This is a genomic window from Lacihabitans sp. CS3-21 (assembly GCF_024343675.1).
In the GTDB taxonomy this organism is placed as follows: Bacteria; Bacteroidota; Bacteroidia; order Cytophagales; family Spirosomataceae; genus Leadbetterella.
In genome coordinates this window covers 164,145-183,805 of record NZ_RJUD01000097.1, presented here as the reverse complement: position 1 = coordinate 183,805, position 19,661 = coordinate 164,145, and the positions used below count along the sequence as shown (strand labels likewise).

Sequence of the window (19,661 nt, the reverse complement as noted above, 5' to 3'; positions counted from 1 at the left end):
CGTAGTATTTTTAGTTTCTAACATAATAATTTTAACCGATGAAGAAAATTGCAGTTGACGCAATGGGAGGAGATTTTGCTCCCAAGGCAGTAATTGAAGGTGCTATTATGGCGGCTTCTGAATTGCCCGAAAACTATCAAATTGTTTTAATCGGAAAACAAGATGCCATGCTGGAGGTTTTACATGACCTCGAGTATAGAAAAGGTGCTGTGGAGATGATTTTCTGCAATGATGTCATCGAAATGCACGAACATCCTACAAGAGCATTTAGTCAAAAACCCAATTCTTCTATCGGAGTTGGGTTTAAACTTTTAAAAGAAGGACAAGTATCAGCTTTCTGTAGTGCTGGTAATACTGGTGCAATGATGGTTGGTTCCTTATTTACCCTTCGTACAATCGGTAACCTCCAAAGGCCGCCCATAGCAGGTTATTTCCCTCTTAAAAATGGCAACTACAGTCTAATGCTAGACATTGGAGCCAATGCAGATTGCAAACCAGAGGTTCTGATGCAGTTTGCAGAATTAGGTAGTCTTTATGCCAAATTTGCTCTAAATATTGAAAACCCCAAAGTAGGTCTTTTGAATATTGGAGAAGAAGAGGAAAAAGGAAATACGGTAGCTCAAGCTGCTTATCAACTTCTCAAAAACAACAAGAAAGTCAATTTCATTGGAAATGTAGAAGGACGCGACCTATTCGACGGAAAAGCCGATGTAATCGTTACTGATGGTTTTACGGGTAACGTTATGTTCAAAATGGGGGAATCTCTATACGAATACGCAGCCACTCAAGGTATCGATGACCAATTGATTAACAGAATGAACTATGAAGTTGCAGGTGGTAGCCCAATTATTGGCGTAAACGGCAATGTAATAGTTGGTCATGGAATTTCTACTCCATTGGCTATTAAAAACATGATATTGTTGGCTCAAAGACAAATTGAATCCAATGTAGTAGACAAAATAAAGGAAGTATTTTTATAATATTTAGAATTAACTATTTAAGAAATTAAGCCTATGAATTTAAAAGCCGCCATTACTGGCATTCACGGGTATGTACCTGAGGATGTCGTTACCAATGCCGATTTAGAGAAAATAGTTGAAACCAATGATGAGTGGATAACTTCTCGAACTGGCATTAAAGAAAGAAGGATACTCAAAGGTGAAGGAAAGGGTACTTCTGTAATGGCTGCCGAGGCTGTTAAAGGTTTACTAGAAAAAACCAATACAGACCCAAAAGACATAGACTTAGTGATTGTGGCAACAGTAACGCCCGATTATATGTTTCCATCTACTGCCAATTTGGTATGTACACAAGTTGGAATTCCGAGTATTTGTAGTTTTGATATTCTTGCAGCCTGTTCAGGTTTTATTTACGCTTTAGTAACGGGTGCACAGTTTATAGAATCTGGAAGATTCAAAAAAGTAATCGTGGTTGGAGCCGACAAAATGTCGTCTATCATAGATTATACAGATCGTACAACCTGCGTTCTTTTTGGCGACGGTGCTGGAGCAGTTTTGCTTGAACCAACTACCGAAAATGAGGGAATAATTGACTTTATGCTTCATTCGGACGGTACCGGAGAAAATCATCTCATCATGAAAGGTGGCGGTAGCAAATACCCAGCTTCGCATGAAACAATCGACAAACACTACCACTATATTCACCAAGAAGGTCCATCTGTATTTAAATTCGCAGTAACCAATATGGCAGACGTTGCGGCAGCCATAATGGACAAAAACAATCTCACCAGCGATGATATTCGATGGCTTGTACCGCATCAGGCCAATAAGAGAATCATAGATGCTACAGCTAACAGAATGGGCGTTGGGGAAGATAAAATCATGGTGAACATACAAAAATATGGAAATACAACTGCTGCTACCATTCCACTTTGTTTGTTTGACTATCAAGATCAAATAAGTAAAGGAGACAATTTGATTTTAGCCGCATTTGGTGGCGGATTTACCTGGGGATCTGTTTATGTAAAGTGGGCAATTTGATAGTATGAAACTGAATATAGTTTTAATCGCTTTAATCCTTTTTATTACTAATTACGGATTTTGTCAAGAAATTAGAACTTTCAACACTGTGAATTTTTCTTCAACACTTTCTAATCGTGTAAACACTTATTCAGTTTCTGTTGGGGAGATGGTCCAAATAAACAGGACTTTACCTTTTCGGTTTTTGGTTGCAGCTCAGTATGCTGGCAAGTTTACAAAATCGGGAATTTGGCCAGGAAAAACTGCTCTTGATATCAAAAAGAATTTATTTACTTCTAATATCAATATGCCCATAGGAGCTGAAATTTATTATAAGAATATTGGTTTGGGATTGATACAAGAAATAGTTAATTTTAATTTTGCTAAAAGTTTTGATTCAACAAAAATTCAAACTTCTCAAAATTACGAAATCAGGACAAATGTCTTTAGTCATGTTTTTTCGAACAAAAACAACCTTAACTCCACTTTTTACTTGGTGTATACCATAAGTGATTCATTTTCATTAAAAGCAGGATTTAACAGGGGAAATGAGGTTTTTAATTTTTATGAAAATTCAAAAAAAATAGGGTTTTCTAAAATAACTGACAATTCAGTTTTTATAAGTATTAGAACAAATATAGAAAAATAATAATGGCAACTACAGCAGATTTTAGAAATGGTTTGTGTTTGGAATGGAACAACGACTTGTTTATTATCGTTGATTTTCAACATGTTAAACCAGGAAAAGGTGGTGCATTTGTAAGGACTAAACTCAAAAACATTAAAACTGGAAGAGTATTAGACAATACTTTTACAGCGGGTGAGAAAGTTACAACGGCAAGAATTGAAAAAAGACCCTATCAGTTTTTATACAAAGATGAGGTTGGCTATAATTTCATGGATAACGATTCATTTGAGCAAATTTCATTAGGTGATGCTATGGTACCTATGGCAGATTTAATGAAGGAAGGTTCGAATGTAGATATTTTAGTTCATTCAGAAACTGAAACTCCGCTTTCTGTTGAAATGCCTTCTTATGTAGAACTAAGAATTACTTACACCGAGCCAGGAATAAAAGGCGATACCGCAACCAATGCAAGTAAGCCTGCAACCGTTGAAACTGGTGCAACTATCAAAGTACCTTTATTTATCAACAACGATGAGCTTATCAAAGTGAATACTTCTACTTACGAGTATGATTCACGAGTAAAAGAGAAATAATAAAATATTAATTAATGGTTTCGATTATTGCTACATTTGCAATATAACCTCATTACCTTAAAATTATGGATACTAGAGAAATTCAAAAACTTATAGATTTCATTTCGAAATCTGATCTAAGCGAAGTAAACATTGAGACATCTGAACTTAAGTTACAGATAAAAAGAAACGGAGGCAGTCCTGTCCATTATGTATCTGCACCGGTAATTGAATCAGTTGTGAGTCACGCACAAGATAGTGCTCCTGCTCCTGTAAGAGAATTAGCTGCTCCAGCAGTTGCTGTAGAAGCATCAAGCCATTTGGTTGAAATCAAAGCTCCAATGATAGGTACTTTTTACAGATCTGCTGGACCTGGCAAACCAAACTTTGTAGAGATTGGTGACGAAGTAACTTCTGGAAAAGTAATTTGCATATTAGAAGCTATGAAGCTTTTCAATGAAATTGAATCTGAGATTTCTGGAAAAATCGTAAAAATATTGGTAGACGATTCTACGCCTGTTGAGTATGACCAACCACTTTTCTTGGTTGACCCATCTTGAGTCCATACATTTTAAAACCAAAAGCTATGTTTAAAAAAATATTAATTGCCAATAGAGGCGAAATAGCTCTACGTATAATTCGTACATGTAAGGAAATGGGCATAAAGACAGTTGCTGTATATTCAACAGCCGACAAAGAAAGTCTTCATGTGCGGTTTGCTGACGAAGCTGTTTGTATTGGACCACCTCCAAGCAAGCAATCTTACCTCAATATTCCCAGTATTATTTCTGCTGCAGAAATAACCAATGCCGACGCCATACACCCTGGTTATGGGTTCCTTTCAGAAAACGCTGAATTCTCTAGAATTTGTGAAGATTACAAGATAAAATTTATCGGTGCAACTGCTGAACAAATCAACCAAATGGGAGATAAGGCCACAGCAAAAGAAACGATGAAAAAAGCAGGTGTCCCTGTCATTCCGGGTTCTGAAGGCCTTTTGGATTCCATAGAGCAAGGAATTAAACTTGCTGAAGAAATGGGCTATCCTGTGATCGTAAAAGCTACCGCAGGTGGTGGAGGAAGAGGCATGAGAATTATTCGTAGCTCTGATGAATTTCAAAAAAACTGGGATGATGCCAAAATGGAATCTGGTGCTGCTTTCGGAAACGATGGCCTTTATCTAGAAAAATATATTGAAGAGCCAAGACACATTGAAATACAAGTAGTTGGAGATCAATTTGGAAAGGTATGTCACCTTTCAGAAAGGGACTGTTCTATTCAAAGAAGGCATCAAAAGTTGGTGGAAGAAACCCCTTCGCCTGTGGTCTCTGATGAACTTAGAGAACAAATGGGAAAAGCGGCTATTGCTGGGGCCACTGCAATAAAATATGAAGGTGCTGGAACAGTCGAATTTCTTGTTGATAAATATGGAAAGTTTTATTTCATGGAAATGAACACAAGAATTCAGGTAGAACACCCTATTACAGAGGAAGTTACAGATTTTGACCTTATCAAAGAACAAATAAAAGTTGCGGCTGGAGTTCCGATTTCGGGCATCAATTATTTCCCGAAAATGTATTCTATGGAATGCAGAATCAACGCCGAAGACCCAACACAAAACTTCAGACCTAGCCCGGGTAAAATCAAGCAAATAAATTTACCAGGTGGTCACGGTGTAAGAGTTGACTCACACGTATATGCAGGTTACACCATTCCTCCAAATTATGACTCTATGATTGCTAAGCTTATTGTTACGGCAAGAAGTAGAGAAGAAGTAATAGTAAGGATGAAGAGAGCTTTACAAGAATTCTTTATTGACGGCGTAAAAACCACCATTCCGTTTCACTTGAAGCTTATGGATGATGAACAATTTAAGTCGGGTAATTTCAATACTTCATTTTTGGAGACATTCAATTTTGATGACTTATAAAAAAAGGTCGAGAGCAATCTCGACCTTTTTTTTAATATTTATCATAAAATCTTTTAATTCTAGAAGAGAATTGGTCGTATATAGGTTTGCAAAACTCTATAAACATCTGCTGAGGAGGAGGAGGCATTTGCTCTTTAAACTTTACCGCTTCGAGGTCTATTTTAGAAAGTGCCCTTTCGTCTCCATTAAATGACGCCCATTTGTTATCCCAAATAAATTCCCCCGGTAATTCATCTCTAAGTAAAACTTTTTTAGATTTATAGTCATAAATCTCCATCGACAAAAGTCCTCTTGACCTTACAGATTTATGAAATCTTGTTACGGTAGCATTTACCAGACCGTATACATCTACATTCTTGCCGTCTATTTTAGCACTTCCAGTCTTAACGCTATCATTGCTCGTTACATTTACTTTTTCAGATTTGAGGTTGGTCTCTCCTACTACAAACTCTATAAACTCCAATCTAACAACATGATCAGGATTTAATTTGAGCTGCTTTGCTTCGGCTGGCTGATAGAACCTAATAAACTTGTTCAATCTACGATTGGTCTGAAGAAATTCATCAATTTTTCCTCTAAAAAAATCATTGCTATACTGATACATTTTTGAGTTTATCCCTGGCTGTTCAACCACTACGTGATACGACCCTAAAAACAAAGCCTCTTCAGCTTTTGCATTAACATCTTTATAATTCGGAGCATACCTTATTAGCTCGTTGAAGCTCTCAAAAGCCGTTCTACCGGACTCAATCGTTCCTCTACGAAGCAATGCATCAGCATATTCATATCTTTCCGAAGCCGCCATCTCTACAGCATCTTCATATTCTCTAAAGTATGAATCCGGCGAAACGATTTTCCTGCACGCATTACATTTCTCTATTCTATCGTGCAGTTCATTTAATTTGGCATAATCATCTACTACCCTTTCATATTTAAACTGTTGGTTGGCCATTTTTGCTCTTGAAATATCCCTTAATAGATCTTCCTGAGCCAGTTTATAAGCGTTGGGTAGTACTTCCAGTGATTTATCGTTGTCACTGTCTTTTCTCAGTTTTTCGATGGATTGCAGAGCAGCTTGATAATATTCACCTGACTCCAAGGCTTTTTTTCCTGATTTAGAACAAGAAAGCATTACCACAGGAAACAGTAATACAATTAATTTCATGGCTTTCATTTTTATTAATTAGTTTGGTTTATTTTGTATAAATACTTGGCAATTTTAATATCTAAGCCTCAAATTTTCAAAAAAATGAGCGTAATTAACAATACTTTAGCATTTTTTAGATCTAAAAAAATCTTTGGTCTATTTTATTTGTTAAAAATATACAAACAGAAAACTCATGAATAATATTCTAAAAAACTGGACATTATTACGGGCTAGCCATCTGACCATTTCATTATTTTTTTTAATAGCTGCCGTTTATTTTTCGCACAATATTTTCCTTTACATTTTGGGCATTGGATTTTTGTTTCAAAGCCTTACCAACACGGGTTGCAGCAACAATTCATGCTCGAGAGATGAAATGAGAAAGAGGTACCGCAGAAGACATTGATCAATGGAAAAAGATATAAGAAACCACAATAGCAGTAATTACACCAGCTAAATCTGCCAATAAACCTGCGGCTAAAGTATATCTGGTATGTTTGACACTTACACTGCCAAAATACAAGGCCAAAATATACAAAATGGTATCTGAACACGCTTGGAATACCCCTGAAAGTCTACCTTCAAAAGAATCCACTCCAAATTGTTCCATCGTTTCAATCATCATCGCTCTTGATCCACTTCCACTTAATGGATGCATCAAGGCTGTAGGTAATGCATTCGTAAAATCGGTATTGATACCCGTAAAACTAAAAATCCATTTCAGAAAATCCACCACATAATCTAGTGCTCCCGAATTTCTAAAGGCACTAATTGCCACCAACATACCCACCAAATACGGAATAACTTTTACCGCTGTTTCAAATCCGCTTTTGGCACCTTCAATGAATGTAGGGAAAATATCAACTTTTTTGTACAATGCCCCACCCACAAAACCACAAATAAAAGTCATCAAAACGAGATTACTTACCACCTTAGAAACCTCCTCTATTTCTTCTTTGGGCAATCTTGAAAAATACCACAATACAAACCCAATAAAGCCAGTTATACCTAATAACCAACCCATTAACGTTTTGTCAAAAAAGTTTAATCTTTGTTTTATTCCAACAAATAGCAATCCAGTGAGCGTGGCCACATATACGGAAATCAGTGCAGGAATGAAAATATCGGATGGGTCTGCGGCCTTATAAATAGCTCTTTGAGCCATGATTGAAATAGGAATCAAAACCGGTCCTGCACTATGTAAAACCATAAACATGATCTGAGAGTTAGAGGCTGTATCTTTGTTTGGATTCAATTCTTGTAAACTTTGCATGGCCTTGAGTCCGAAAGGCGTGGCAGCGTTATCAAGTCCCAACATATTGGCAGAAAAATTCATAATCATTTGTCCATTAGCTGGATGGTCCTTTGGAACGTCTGGAAATAATCGACTAAAAAATGGAGCAATCATTCTCGCAAGTCTTCTAATCACGCCTGCTTCTTCTCCTAATTTTAATATTCCAAGAAAGAAGGTCATCACACCAGCAAGAGGAAGAGCTAGCTTCATCACAGCTGATTCAGCCGAATCAAACATTCCTTCGATGATGATTTTGAAAATTTCTGTATCTCCGAAAAAAATCAGCTTAATCAGAGCAACTACAAAAGCAACTAGAAAAAAACCAATCCATATATAATTAAGAACCATTCCGTATTTGGGTTATTTTGCAAAGGTAGCAAATTACTTTTTTATCTTTTATTTAGGAATTTTTCAATTGGAAATTTTGCGATATTTACGAAACAAAAAAAACAAAAAGCAAAAATTTAGATGAACAGGAAATCCAGTTTGAAATATTTCATTGTTTCAAGTGTAATGATAATATCCATATTTTTAAATAGTTGTGCAAATAAACAGGAAGAATTAACACACCAAAAGGAAGAAAACCAACCAATTACAAAGGTCAATACGCCTGAAATCTCAGAATTGGAAAAGTCAATGCAAAACCAAGGCCTTGTTAACATTCAAGAAATTGACGCTGATATTTTGGTAGATTTAAAATACAGCACTACGGATAATTTTTTCGGAGAAGACGTTTATGGAATTTTAGAAAATGCTTACTTACAAATACCGCCCGCAGAAGCCCTTAAAAAAGCCAATCAAAGTTTAAAAGAAACGCATCAAAATCTTCGGCTTTTGATTTACGATGCCGCCCGTCCTCATAGCATACAAACCATCCTTTGGGACAAATTGGATACAATTCCTCCAAAAAATAGGAAGAATTTTGTGGCCGACCCCAAAGAGGGCTCGATTCACAACTATGGTTGTGCCGTTGACTTGACCCTAGTTGACCTCACAACTCATCAGGCTTTAGATATGGGTACAAAGTATGACTATTTTGGACCCTTGGCCTATCCACGACTCGAAGAAAGGATGTTGCGGGAAGGCAAACTCACTTCAGATCAAATTGCAAACCGAAAATTGCTAAGAACTGTGATGGAAAATGCAGGATTTGATGCAATTACTAGTGAGTGGTGGCACTTTAACTACCATTCGAGAAAAAGGGCAAAAGAACTCTATGAAATCGTTAAATAAAAAATCCAGTAAATCAGTTGTGGAAAACAACCAACTACTGGATTGTGTAATAGCATGGACCAAGTTGGCGATAGTGTATATAAGTCACATTAGTCTTCAATAGCTTATTGTAAATATTTGCTGTATATTTAGTATGGTATGAGTTGTTTGTCTTTAAAATTCTACCGTAAAATAGAATTTAATTTTTCATTAAAAAAAACGCACAAAAATACTTGACAAATTTAAACAACTTAAAAACAACAATTTAGACTCATTCTATTATTAAAAAACAGGTATTTACCCCTGTCAAAACACGTAGAAATACGTACTCCTAAAAACCTAAAAAAAATAAATCTAATTAGTCTAAATTCTTAGACGCTTATAAAATTGATATTCTTGGGTTTTATATTCGCCAAAATAGAATACAAAATATTATATTTGCGGTTTAAAGTAAATTGTAGTGATAGAAAAAATAGAGAATATATTTGTCGAAGTAGAACAATTTTTACTTGAAAAAAAATTGACGCACGAAGACTTTAGACTCAAATACCTTAGTCGCAAAGGTGTTTTGAATGAACTATTTGAAGATTTTAAGAAAGTAAGTAGTGATCAAAAAAGGGTTATTGGTCAAAACCTCAATAACCTCAAAACTAAACTTGAAGAAATTCATGCTGAACTTTCGGCAAACTCAAATCAGGTAGGCTTATCCAAAGGACAATCTCAAATATTGGATTTAACTTTACCAGAAACTCCCAACCAGCTTGGTAGTTTACACCCACTCTCGATTGTAAGAAGAAAAATAGTTGAAATATTTGCTCGAATGGGGTTCAATACGGAAGATGGCCCTGAAATAGAAACTGATTGGTATAACTTCTCTGCCTTGAATTTTGCAGAGAACCATCCAGCCAGAGAAATGCAGGATACATTTTTTGTAGAAAAAAATCAAGTGACCAAAGACGATTTATTGCTTAGAACACACACTTCTAACGTCCAAATTCGTTTAATGGAATACAAAAAACCTCCAATTAGATCTATTATGGTGGGGAGAGTCTACAGAAACGAAGCAATTTCGGCAAGAGCTCATTGTCAATTTCATCAAGTAGAAGGTCTTTACGTAGATAAAAACGTAAGTTTCAAAGACTTAAAAGACACCTTGTTTCATTTTGCCAAAGAAATGTTCGGAAAAGATACGAAAATAAGACTACGACCAAGTTATTTTCCATTTACAGAACCTAGTGCTGAAATCGACATTTCATGCTTCATTTGTCACGGAGCAGGTTGTAATATCTGTAAACATTCGGGTTGGGTAGAAATTGCCGGCTCTGGAATGGTTGACCCAAATGTGCTCGAAAATTGCAATATTGACCCCGAAGAATTCACAGGATTTGCTTTTGGCATGGGTATTGAAAGAATAACTATGTTGAAATACGGCATCAACGACTTAAGATTGTTTTTTGAAAATGATGTAAGGTTTCTAAAACAATTCGATGGCCTTTAAAAAATAATTCTAAACCAGCTCTTATTTATAAATGTACAACCCAAAAAAGTATCTTCTTAGTATTGTCAACTTCTACCTATTGGGCATAATGATTTCTAATGCTCAAATTAGCATAAAGATTCCATACGAAAAATCGGTATTTCAGAGAAACAATAGCAATATTGGTAATATTTTTATTACCGGTACTTTGGAGCAGGATGTAGATAGAGTTGAAGCAAGAATAGTTCCACGTATTGCAAATCAAGGGGTGCAGACTGAGTGGAAAACCATAGACAATATCATTGATGGACAGAGCTTTACAGGCTCTTTAGAGGGACAAGGTGGCTGGTATAGACTAGAGGTAAGAGCCATTCTAAATAATCAAGTTACATTTACCAACAGCGTAGAAAAAGTTGGAATAGGTGAAGTTTTTATAGTGGCAGGGCAATCTAATGCACAAGGAGACGGGCGGTTTTCTAATGCAAAAAGTTCCTCCGATGAGCGAGTTTTGGCATTTGAGCCAAATTATTACGATCACAACACTGCTTTGATACAAAATTTCCCTAACTTTCTTAGTATCGAAAAATTTACAAATATTTCTAGCAACACCAATATCGGACCATTAGGTTTTACGGCTTGGTGTTGGGGAGAGCTTGGAGACCAATTGGTAAAAAAATTAAATGTCCCAGTTTTGTTTTACAATGCTGCATTATCTGGCACATCTACGGAGAATTGGTTGGCATCAATTTCAGGAAAAGACACCTACCATGTTGTTACTGGCGTTAAATTTGAGAAATTTATGCCTTACCATGCCCTTAGAAGAACCTTACACTCACTTATTAGTATTTATGGCGTGAGGTCAATTCTTTGGCATCAAGGTGAATCTGACGCAATATCTAGAGTTTCAGAATTGACCTATTTTAATAATTTGAGAGACTTAATTCAGGAATCTAGAAATAACACAGGCGAAAAAATACCTTGGGTAGTTGCAAGAGTTTCAAGGTATGAGGGGAGCAATTATCCCAGCATTATTAGCGGACAAAATAGAGTTATAAGTACCATTGAAAATGTTTGGGCTGGACCATCTACTGACGAAATTCAGCCTTTCCGACCAGATGGTGCACATTTCGAAAACAACAATTCGGTAAACGGATTATCCCAATTGGCAGATGCTTGGAATGCATCCTTATCAAACCAGTTTTTTAACCAAATTAATCCTATTTTACCCAAAGGAATTGCGGAAATAAAATATTCTTGTATCAATCAGAGTGATATTTCTCTCAAATTTGACAAAATCTACCAATCTTATCAATGGAGTACTGGAGCTACATCAAGTCAAATCCAGGCAAATAATGGGGAAATAAGTGCTGTATTAAGGGACGGATTTAGTAATTTATATTATACCAATCGTATTAATGTTCCAAACGTATTTCCTAAAATTGCTCCAATCATCAGTCCAGTAATTAGCATTGTCGGTTGCGTAGGTAAAACGGTTGAGCTCCAAGCAAATCCTTCAAAATATGAGGTCAATTGGAACAATGGAACTATCTCTAATAAAATTTCAGCTAACCAAGTGAGTTCCTACTTTGCTTCTTACCGAAGCAGCCAAGGTTGCCTTTCACCAAGGTCAAATGAACTTTACCCGATTTTTGTAAATCCACCGCCTAAACCAGGAATAGAACTGCTAAATAGTGATGGATTTGAATGTATTGGAAAAACAATTTCGCTCAAAGTAAGCAACCCACAAAATTTTGATGTAGTATGGAGTACTGGACAAAAAACGAATGAATTAAGTATCGCAAATAACCAATCTATTCCAATCAAGGTTACCCTTTTTAGTAACTATGACTGTCCTTCGGTAGAGTCAGATACCTTAAAATACAGATTCCTGGCCAATCCCAAAACGCCAAATATTGAAAAGAATGGGCCTTTTTCGGTTAAAGCCATAGAACTCGAACCCGTTCAAAAGTTTGAATGGTTTCTTGATAATAACTTTTTATTAAGTCAAGTAGACCCAGTCCTTTTTATTGAGAAAAATGGATTTTATGCCACAAAAGCAGTAAGGTCCATCTTAACTTCGACCAACAGAGTGCTTGAGTGCAAATCAGGAATTTCTACACAGCAAGCAATGACAATAGATAATAATCTTTACGGATTGAGTGTTTATGCCAACCCTGTAATAGATGGAAAGGTAAAAATTGCTTCCAATAAAGAACTTAAAAATGTAAAAGTGACGATATTTAATGATGCAGGACAAAAGGAATTTGAAACCATTCTTGAAACATTAAAGTTGCCCACAGAAATAGATCTATCCTATAAAAGAATATCAGGTAAACGTATTCTTAAATTGGATTATTCTGGTTTAACCAGGTCTTTCCCTTTGATTTTTGAATAATAATCCCATAGCAAAATTCCTGTGGAAACACTCACATTAAAAGAGTGTTTTGTGCCAAACTGAGGTATTTCAATGGTAGTATCAGCCATATTAATAACCTCTTGCTTTACCCCGAAAACTTCGTTGCCTAAAACAAATGCGTATTTTTCATTTTCATGAGGAACAAATTCATCTAAAAAAACGCTATTTTGGACTTGTTCTAAAGGAATAATCTTCCAGCCTTCATTTTTTAAAGAAACTATTAGTTCTAAGACATCATTTCTATATTCCCAATCTACTGATTCTGTGGCACCTAAAGCAGTCTTTTCAATTTCACGGTGAGGTGGTTGTGCAGTAATACCACACAAATATATTTTGGAGGCAAGAAAACAATCTGCAGTTCTGAAAATCGAACCCACATTGGCCATGCTCCTGATATCGTCTAATACCAAACAAAAATTACGCTTTCCAGATTCTTTATATTGATCAACTGTAAGCCTATTCAGCTCTTCCATTGATAGTTTACTCATGATTTAATGTTTCAAAGTTTGTTTATAGCAACAAACCTATTCATTTAAATGAAAAATCAATAAATCGAATATTGATTTTATAAAAAGGTTTTGCTTAAATTTAGGAACAAAACTAAATATTAAAACATGGAAAATTCCTTGGGAAGGAGAGAAACTGTAAAAAAAATAATAGGTGGCAGTTTTGTAATGCCTTTAATGGACAAATTCCAGTTACCCGTACCACTGAAGGGCAACATTAAACATTCAGTTTGCAAATGGTGCTATGGTTCTATTCCTTTAGAAGAATTCGCAATTGCCATAAAAAAAATGGGTATAAATGCCATTGATTTAATTTCAATTGAACAGTTTCCTATTCTAAAAAAACATGATATCCACTGCTCAATGGTCTCCATATCCAGCAGTATTTGGAGTATCACCAAGGGTTGGAATAAAACTGAAAACCATGAGGGATTGATCAAATGGTATAAATACCTGATTGATGAAACGGCAAAGGCAGGTTTTAAAAACATCATTTGTTTCTCTGGAAATCGCGATGAAGAAATAAATGACGAAGAAGGCTTGGATAATTGTGTGGAGGGTTTATCAAAAATAATTCCGTATGCTGAACAAAAGAAAGTTACGTTGGTAATGGAACTCCTCAATAGCAAAATAGACCACAAAAATTACATGTGTGACACCACCGATTGGGGGGTAGAACTTGTAAGGATGCTAGATTCTGAGAATTTCAAATTACTATACGACATTTACCACATGCAAATAATGGAAGGAGATGTTATTCGCACTATTACTGAAAACAAAGATTTCATAGGTCATTATCACACAGGCGGCGTACCAGGAAGGGCTGAAATAGATCAGACGCAAGAATTAAATTACCCTGCCATAATAAAAGCTATCATAGCAACCGGTTATAAAGGCTATTTAGGTCAAGAATTCATACCCAAAAACGCTGATAAATTGACCTCTCTTAAAAGTGCTGTAGAATTGTGCGACCTATAATCAGCTTAGTTTTCATTCCTAAATCTTTATCGGTAACTTTGCAAAAAAATACGATATGCAGCAAATAAGGTTGGATTCCATAGAGGAAGCGATAGAGGAAATAAAAAATGGAAAGGTTATTATAGTAGTGGATGACGAAGATAGAGAAAATGAAGGTGATTTTATTTGTGCTGCTGAAAAAATCACTCCAGAGCTTGTCAACTTTATGGTAAAAGAAGGACGTGGGCTCATGTGTGCACCACTGACTTCTGAAAGATGTAAAGCGTTAGGCCTTGACCCTATGGTCAGAAAAAACACAGCGGAACACGAAACCGCCTTCACTGTATCCGTAGATTTATTGGGCCAAGGTTGCACCACTGGAATTTCCGCATCTGACCGCTCAAAAACTATTCAAGCATTGGTAAATCCCAATACCAAACCAGAAGATTTGGGTCGTCCGGGGCATATTTTCCCATTAATTGCTGCTGATGGTGGTGTACTAAGAAGAACTGGACATACTGAAGCGTCGATAGATTTTGCACGTTTAGCTGGGCTTAAACCAGCAGGAGTTTTGATAGAAATTCTCAATGAAGATGGTACGATGGCCCGCCTCCCTGAATGCAGAGTTATGGCTGATAAGTTTAATCTCAAGCTGGTATCTATCAAAGACTTAATAGCTTACCGACTAGAAAAAGAGAGCTTAATTAAAAGAGAAATTGGTGTAAATATGCCTACCAATTGGGGAAATTTCGAATTGATAGCATTCAGACAAATCAACAATGATCAGCTACATTTGGCTTTGGTAAAAGGCACTTGGGAAGCAGATGAACCTATTCTGGTTAGAGTGCATTCTTCTTGCGTAACTGGTGATATATTTGGTTCTTGTCGTTGTGATTGTGGCCCTCAGCTTCACGCAGCCATGGAAATGGTAGAAAAAAATGGAAAAGGAGTCATAGTTTATATGAATCAGGAAGGCCGAGGAATTGGTTTATTAAATAAATTGAAAGCATATAAACTACAAGAACAAGGCAGAGACACGGTGGAAGCCAACTTAGAATTAGGGTTTGGTGCAGACGAAAGAGATTATGGCGTGGGAGCACAAATTCTGAGAAATCTAGGTGTTTCTAAAATTAAACTTATTTCTAATAACCCGAAAAAACGTGTTGGCTTAATGGGCTATGGTTTAGAAATAGTCCATTGTGTACCTATTGAGATTGAATCAAATCCCCACAATGAATCTTATTTGATGACCAAACGAGACAAAATGGGGCATTCTATTATGAAATAATAATTCTAAAGTCCTTATTTAATTAAAAGCTTAAAATTTTTATATTATTAAAATAATTTAATAATATAAATTTCGTTACTTGCAGAATATCCTAATAAATACATTAATGAAAAAAATCTTTTTGGCTTTTTTAATTTCTTTTGGAGCTTTTGCACAAAGTACCATTTCCGTTATACCAAAACCGCAAAGTATTGTTCAAGGCAAAGGCAAGTTTGTTTGGAATGAAAATACTCAGATAGCAGTGTCTGATGATAACCTTGAGGCGAAAGAAGTGGCTGAGCAGCTAGCCCTTCGCATAAAAATAGTGACTAACAAACAGCAGAACGTGGTTACTGGGAAAGGTTCAAACAGGATTTTGTTTTCAAAAAATAACCAAATAGAAAAAGAAGGATATGTCTTGAAAGTTACATCATCAGGCGTAAACATTGAAGCTTCTAATCCGATTGGACACTTTTATGGTTTGCAGACGCTTCTCCAACTTTTTCCAACGGAAGTATTAAGCAGCTCCTATCAATCCAAATTAATCCTTTCCTTGCCAGAATGCACCATTAAAGATCAACCAAGGTTCGAATATCGAGGAGTTATGATGGATGTAGGAAGGTATTTTTTTCCAGTATCTTTTATAAAAAAGCTTGTTGATGTGATAGCCGCTCACAAACTCAATGTTTTACATTTGCATCTTACTGAAGATCAAGGTTGGAGGATAGAAATTAAAAAATACCCTAGACTGACCGAAGTTGGCTCCATAAGAAAAGAATCTATGTTGGGTCATTACCGTGATCAAAAATATGATGGAAAACCACATGGAGGCTTTTATACCCAAGATGAAATCCGTGACTTGGTGGCCTATGCCCAAAGAAAATTTGTGACCATTGTTCCTGAAATAGAAATGCCAGGCCATGCCTTAGCTGCCATTGCTGCCTATCCCGAGCTGGGTTGTACTGGAGAACAGTATGAAGTGGGTACAAAATGGGGTGTAGAAGAAAGGGTATATTGTCCAAACGAGAAAACTTTTGAGTTTCTTGAAAATGTACTAACTGAGGTAATAGATATATTTCCAAGTCAATATATACATATAGGTGGTGATGAATGCCCCAAAACTGCTTGGAAGAACTCAAAGTTTTGTCAAGATTTGATGAGAAAAGAGGGTTTAAAAGATGAGCATGAACTCCAAAGCTATTTTATCAGGAGAATTGACAAATTTGTAACTTCTAAAGGTCGAAAAATTATTGGGTGGGATGAAATTTTAGAAGGCGGCTTGTCACCAAATGCAACGGTAATGTCATGGAGAGGTGTAGAAGGTGGAATTACCGCTGCCAAACAAAAACATGATGTGATAATGACACCAAATAGCCACATGTACCTTGATTACTACCAAGGCAATCCCGCTACAGAACCTTTGGCCATTGGAGGATTTCTTCCCGTTGAAAAAACATATTCATTTGAGCCTTTCTCTCCCGAACTAACGGAAGAAGAATCAAAATACATTAAAGGTGTACAAGCAAATTTATGGACAGAATATATATCAAAGCCAGAACTAGCTGAATATATGCTTTTTCCGAGAACACTTGCCACAGCTGAAATTGGTTGGTCCTCCAAAGAAAAAGACTTCTCGGATTTTGGCACAAGAATGACCAAACATTTTGAAAGGCTGAACCAAATGGCTGTAAACTATTCAACGGCTTACTATAACGTATCATTCGCCACAGAAAAAAATAAACTTAATCAACCGCTGGTTTCATTAAAATCAAATGACCCGTCTGGTATTATCAGGTATACGCTGGATGGCACAAAACCAAATACAAAATCATTGGTTTACACAGATTCAAAAAAAATAGCGGTAACTGGCGATAGAACTATAGCTGCGGCTTATTTTACAAAAGCAGGCAAAATGCTTGGATCAGTTACTTCAAAATCTTATGTAATTTCTAAATCGACAGGTAAATCATATTCATTGGCAACCGAACCCAGAAGATATACAGGAGGAGAAAAATATGCTTTGACAAATGGCATAAGGGGTGATATCAATAGCAACGAACCCTGGGTTGGTTTTAGCGGTACAAACTTTGACTTTACTTTAGATTTAGGTCAAAAAACTTTCTTTTCAAACGTCTCGGTAGGCTTTCAAGGAGCTTATTCATCATGGATCATGCCACCAAAAAACATCGAAATATTGATTTCGAATGACAATATAAGTTATAAATCTATTAAAAAAATGGAATTGGGCAACGCAGTTAAAACTGAAAACTTTGTTCAACAACTCAACATTTCTATAGGAAATAATAACGCTAGATATATAAAAATAATAGCAGAAAACTACGGGAAACTTCCGGCTGGACATCCAGGACAAGGAACTCCAGCATGGTTATTTGTGGATGAAATTTCGGTAAGGTAATATATTTCAATACTAAAACTGAGGGCATTTTTAATTCAAAAATGCCCTTTTTTTATGCATACTCGTTTGGTTTTAAAAAGAAATCTCAAAACAATCATTTAAAGTGGGTTGTTTGTAAAAATAAAAACATGAAAGTTTTAATAACTGGTGGTAGTGGACTAATCGGAAAAGCTTTAACAAAAAGACTCATTTTAGAAGGACATCAAGTGAATATTCTTACACGAAAAATCACACACAAAACTGCTGCAAAAGAATTTCTTTGGGACAACAAAACTATAGATATTCATGCTTTTGAAGGCGTGGAAGTACTTGTTCATTTAGCAGGTGCAGGCATTGCTGACAAAAAATGGACTCCTGAAAGAAAAAAAGAAATCATCGATAGTAGAGTAAAATCACTTGAACTTATCTCTGAAAAACTAACAGGATCAACTTTGAAAGCTATTGTGGGAGGTTCGGCAATTGGTTATTATGGCGGAGACTCAGGCGAAACTGAAAACGATGAAAAATCAGAAAATGGAAGCGATTTTATGGCACATTGCTGCATAAAATGGGAAAAAGAAGAAGAAGATTTTGCCCAAAAGCTAAATTTAAGGCTTGTGAAAATCCGAACTGGAGTCGTTTTAGACCCTGAAGATGGTGCTTTGCCTAAAATTACACGCCCGATAAAATATTATGCTGGGTCGCCAATAGGTTCAGGCAAGCAGTGGATGTCATGGATACATATAGATGATATAGTTGAAATATTCTACCAATCAATTATAAATGAAAATATCAGTGGGATAATAAACGGCGTGGCTCCAAACCCAGTTCGTAACAAAGACTTTACAAAATTGGCGGCTGAAATCTTAAACAGAAAAATATTTTTACCCAATGTCCCAGCTATTGTTCTACAAATGATTCTAGGAGAAATGTCTGTTGTAGTTTTAGGAAGCAGCAGAGTTCATAATAAAAAAACGCTTCCCTTTAGTATCAAATATGAATATCTCGAAGATGCACTTAAAGATTTATTGATTAAAAAAAACATTAGTCAGTAGTTTGGGTTTTGCATTGATACTTTATCCCTCTAAAAATCAATAAAATACTTACATACATTATTAAATGGGAAATGTCGTTGTGATTAAACCATTTTGAAAATGAAAGCTTTTGACTGTGCACGTAAATCGTTAAAAAAGATATAAAAAAACCGAAACTTATATATGTTTTGTAAACCCAATTCTCGATTTTGGACGGAAAAAATACCACAATCATTTGCGTCATGGCTATGAGTGAATTAAAAGCAACCACCCTGAAATCAAAAAAATAAAATACTGACGGCAGAAAAATAACAAACTGAAGGACGGATAAAGAAATCATTAGTTTGCTTACTTTAAGGTTGCTCAGCTGTCCAAAAGCCGCAGCCTGAGCATAGAAAATGGAAATTCCAGCTGAAATCTGCATAATTAACCACACAGAATTGTAAAAAAGATTGTTTTGTCTTTCAAAAATACCATGTGCCAAAGCCCCTAAAAGGGTCGAAAATCCGAGAAAAAGAAAGAACTTTTGCCAATGTTGCTGACCTATGCTGGCTTCGTTGAACTTTTGAAGACCGAAGAAAAAATAGAAACAACTGATAGAAAGAAGCAAATCTGTCAAAGAGGTCATCGGCTCTGATAACATAGAGGAAAGGCTCTCAAAAAGGGTCAATATTATATTCATAGTTTTTAAGTTTCACTCATCACTGACTCCAAATTGAAAGTTTTCATTTTGAAAATAAGCAATTACTATAGATTATAGGGTTTATAAATAAAACTAATAAAACTATTTTACAATAGCCAATTTAAGTAGTTTATTTCTAAAAAAAACTAAATTCTAAAAGCAGTC

Annotated in this window: 18 protein-coding genes; 14 read left to right on the top strand and 4 right to left on the bottom strand. The window is 35.8% G+C overall.

Going from position 1 to position 19,661, the window contains the following annotated elements:
• Positions 1-38 precede the first annotated feature (38 nt).
• The 6 genes from plsX (at position 39) to accC (ending at position 5,109) form a co-directional block, all read left to right on the top strand.
• Positions 39-980, top strand: coding sequence for a phosphate acyltransferase PlsX (gene plsX, locus EGI24_RS15345; protein WP_255049365.1), 942 nt, complete (start codon positions 39-41; stop codon positions 978-980).
• A gap of 33 nt (positions 981-1,013) precedes the next feature.
• On the top strand, positions 1,014-2,000 hold the full coding sequence (locus tag EGI24_RS15340) for a beta-ketoacyl-ACP synthase III (protein ID WP_255049361.1): 987 nt from the start codon (positions 1,014-1,016) through the stop codon (positions 1,998-2,000).
• Positions 2,001-2,004: 4 nt separating this feature from the next.
• Positions 2,005-2,628, top strand: coding sequence for a hypothetical protein (locus tag EGI24_RS15335; protein WP_255049360.1), 624 nt, complete (start codon positions 2,005-2,007; stop codon positions 2,626-2,628).
• Positions 2,629-2,630: 2 nt separating this feature from the next.
• On the top strand, positions 2,631-3,200 hold the full coding sequence (efp, locus tag EGI24_RS15330) for an elongation factor P (protein ID WP_255049359.1): 570 nt from the start codon (positions 2,631-2,633) through the stop codon (positions 3,198-3,200).
• Between the two features lie 65 nt (positions 3,201-3,265).
• Positions 3,266-3,739: an acetyl-CoA carboxylase biotin carboxyl carrier protein gene (accB, locus tag EGI24_RS15325; protein ID WP_255049358.1), complete on the top strand. Its 474-nt coding sequence runs from the start codon at positions 3,266-3,268 to the stop codon at positions 3,737-3,739.
• A gap of 26 nt (positions 3,740-3,765) precedes the next feature.
• The gene (gene accC / locus EGI24_RS15320; protein ID WP_255049354.1) at positions 3,766-5,109 is read left to right on the top strand and encodes an acetyl-CoA carboxylase biotin carboxylase subunit; all 1,344 of its coding nucleotides are present in this window, start codon (positions 3,766-3,768) and stop codon (positions 5,107-5,109) included.
• Between the two features lie 31 nt (positions 5,110-5,140).
• On the opposite strand, the gene EGI24_RS15315 is transcribed toward accC, so the two are convergent.
• Positions 5,141-6,274 carry a hypothetical protein gene (locus EGI24_RS15315; RefSeq protein ID WP_255049352.1) on the bottom strand — a complete coding sequence of 378 codons (1,134 nt, stop codon included), beginning with the start codon at positions 6,272-6,274 and terminating at the stop codon, positions 5,141-5,143.
• Positions 6,275-6,449: 175 nt separating this feature from the next.
• On the opposite strand from EGI24_RS15315, the gene EGI24_RS15310 reads away from it, so the two are divergent.
• Positions 6,450-6,662: a hypothetical protein gene (locus EGI24_RS15310; protein WP_255049351.1), complete on the top strand. Its 213-nt coding sequence runs from the start codon at positions 6,450-6,452 to the stop codon at positions 6,660-6,662.
• Here the strand turns inward: EGI24_RS15310 and EGI24_RS15305 are convergent, their stop codons facing one another.
• Complete coding sequence (locus EGI24_RS15305) at positions 6,663-7,898, bottom strand: nucleoside recognition domain-containing protein (protein ID WP_255049350.1); 1,236 nt, start codon at positions 7,896-7,898, stop codon at positions 6,663-6,665. It lies immediately after the preceding gene.
• Between the two features lie 120 nt (positions 7,899-8,018).
• Between EGI24_RS15305 and EGI24_RS15300 the strand changes: the two genes are divergently transcribed.
• The 3 genes from EGI24_RS15300 (at position 8,019) to EGI24_RS15290 (ending at position 12,634) form a co-directional block, all read left to right on the top strand.
• The gene (locus EGI24_RS15300) at positions 8,019-8,783 is read left to right on the top strand and encodes a M15 family metallopeptidase (RefSeq protein ID WP_255049349.1); all 765 of its coding nucleotides are present in this window, start codon (positions 8,019-8,021) and stop codon (positions 8,781-8,783) included.
• Positions 8,784-9,222: 439 nt separating this feature from the next.
• The gene (pheS, locus tag EGI24_RS15295) at positions 9,223-10,260 is read left to right on the top strand and encodes a phenylalanine--tRNA ligase subunit alpha (RefSeq protein WP_255049348.1); all 1,038 of its coding nucleotides are present in this window, start codon (positions 9,223-9,225) and stop codon (positions 10,258-10,260) included.
• Positions 10,261-10,291: 31 nt separating this feature from the next.
• Positions 10,292-12,634: a sialate O-acetylesterase gene (locus EGI24_RS15290; RefSeq protein WP_255049347.1), complete on the top strand. Its 2,343-nt coding sequence runs from the start codon at positions 10,292-10,294 to the stop codon at positions 12,632-12,634.
• On the opposite strand, the gene EGI24_RS15285 is transcribed toward EGI24_RS15290, so the two are convergent.
• A complete protein-coding gene (locus tag EGI24_RS15285; RefSeq protein WP_255049346.1) occupies positions 12,592-13,143 on the bottom strand; it encodes an RNA methyltransferase in 552 nt (183 codons plus the stop codon). The two genes, EGI24_RS15290 and EGI24_RS15285, sit on opposite strands and share 43 nt — an antisense overlap.
• Positions 13,144-13,269: 126 nt before the next feature.
• Between EGI24_RS15285 and EGI24_RS15280 the strand changes: the two genes are divergently transcribed.
• The 4 genes from EGI24_RS15280 (at position 13,270) to EGI24_RS15265 (ending at position 18,835) form a co-directional block, all read left to right on the top strand.
• The gene (locus tag EGI24_RS15280; RefSeq protein ID WP_255049345.1) at positions 13,270-14,139 is read left to right on the top strand and encodes a hydroxypyruvate isomerase family protein; all 870 of its coding nucleotides are present in this window, start codon (positions 13,270-13,272) and stop codon (positions 14,137-14,139) included.
• A gap of 55 nt (positions 14,140-14,194) precedes the next feature.
• Positions 14,195-15,406, top strand: a complete 1,212-nt coding sequence (locus EGI24_RS15275; RefSeq protein WP_255049343.1) for a bifunctional 3,4-dihydroxy-2-butanone-4-phosphate synthase/GTP cyclohydrolase II — start codon at positions 14,195-14,197, stop codon at positions 15,404-15,406.
• A 106-nt stretch (positions 15,407-15,512) separates the two neighbouring features.
• Positions 15,513-17,801 (top strand): family 20 glycosylhydrolase, encoded by a 2,289-nt coding sequence (locus tag EGI24_RS15270; protein ID WP_255049341.1) that lies wholly within the window; start codon positions 15,513-15,515, stop codon positions 17,799-17,801.
• 128 nt (positions 17,802-17,929) lie between these two features.
• Positions 17,930-18,835: a TIGR01777 family oxidoreductase gene (locus EGI24_RS15265; RefSeq protein WP_255049339.1), complete on the top strand. Its 906-nt coding sequence runs from the start codon at positions 17,930-17,932 to the stop codon at positions 18,833-18,835.
• Here the strand turns inward: EGI24_RS15265 and EGI24_RS15260 are convergent.
• Complete coding sequence (locus tag EGI24_RS15260) at positions 18,825-19,496, bottom strand: DUF6962 family protein (RefSeq protein WP_255049338.1); 672 nt, start codon at positions 19,494-19,496, stop codon at positions 18,825-18,827. The genes EGI24_RS15265 and EGI24_RS15260 overlap by 11 nt on opposite strands.
• Positions 19,497-19,661: the final 165 nt, after the last annotated feature.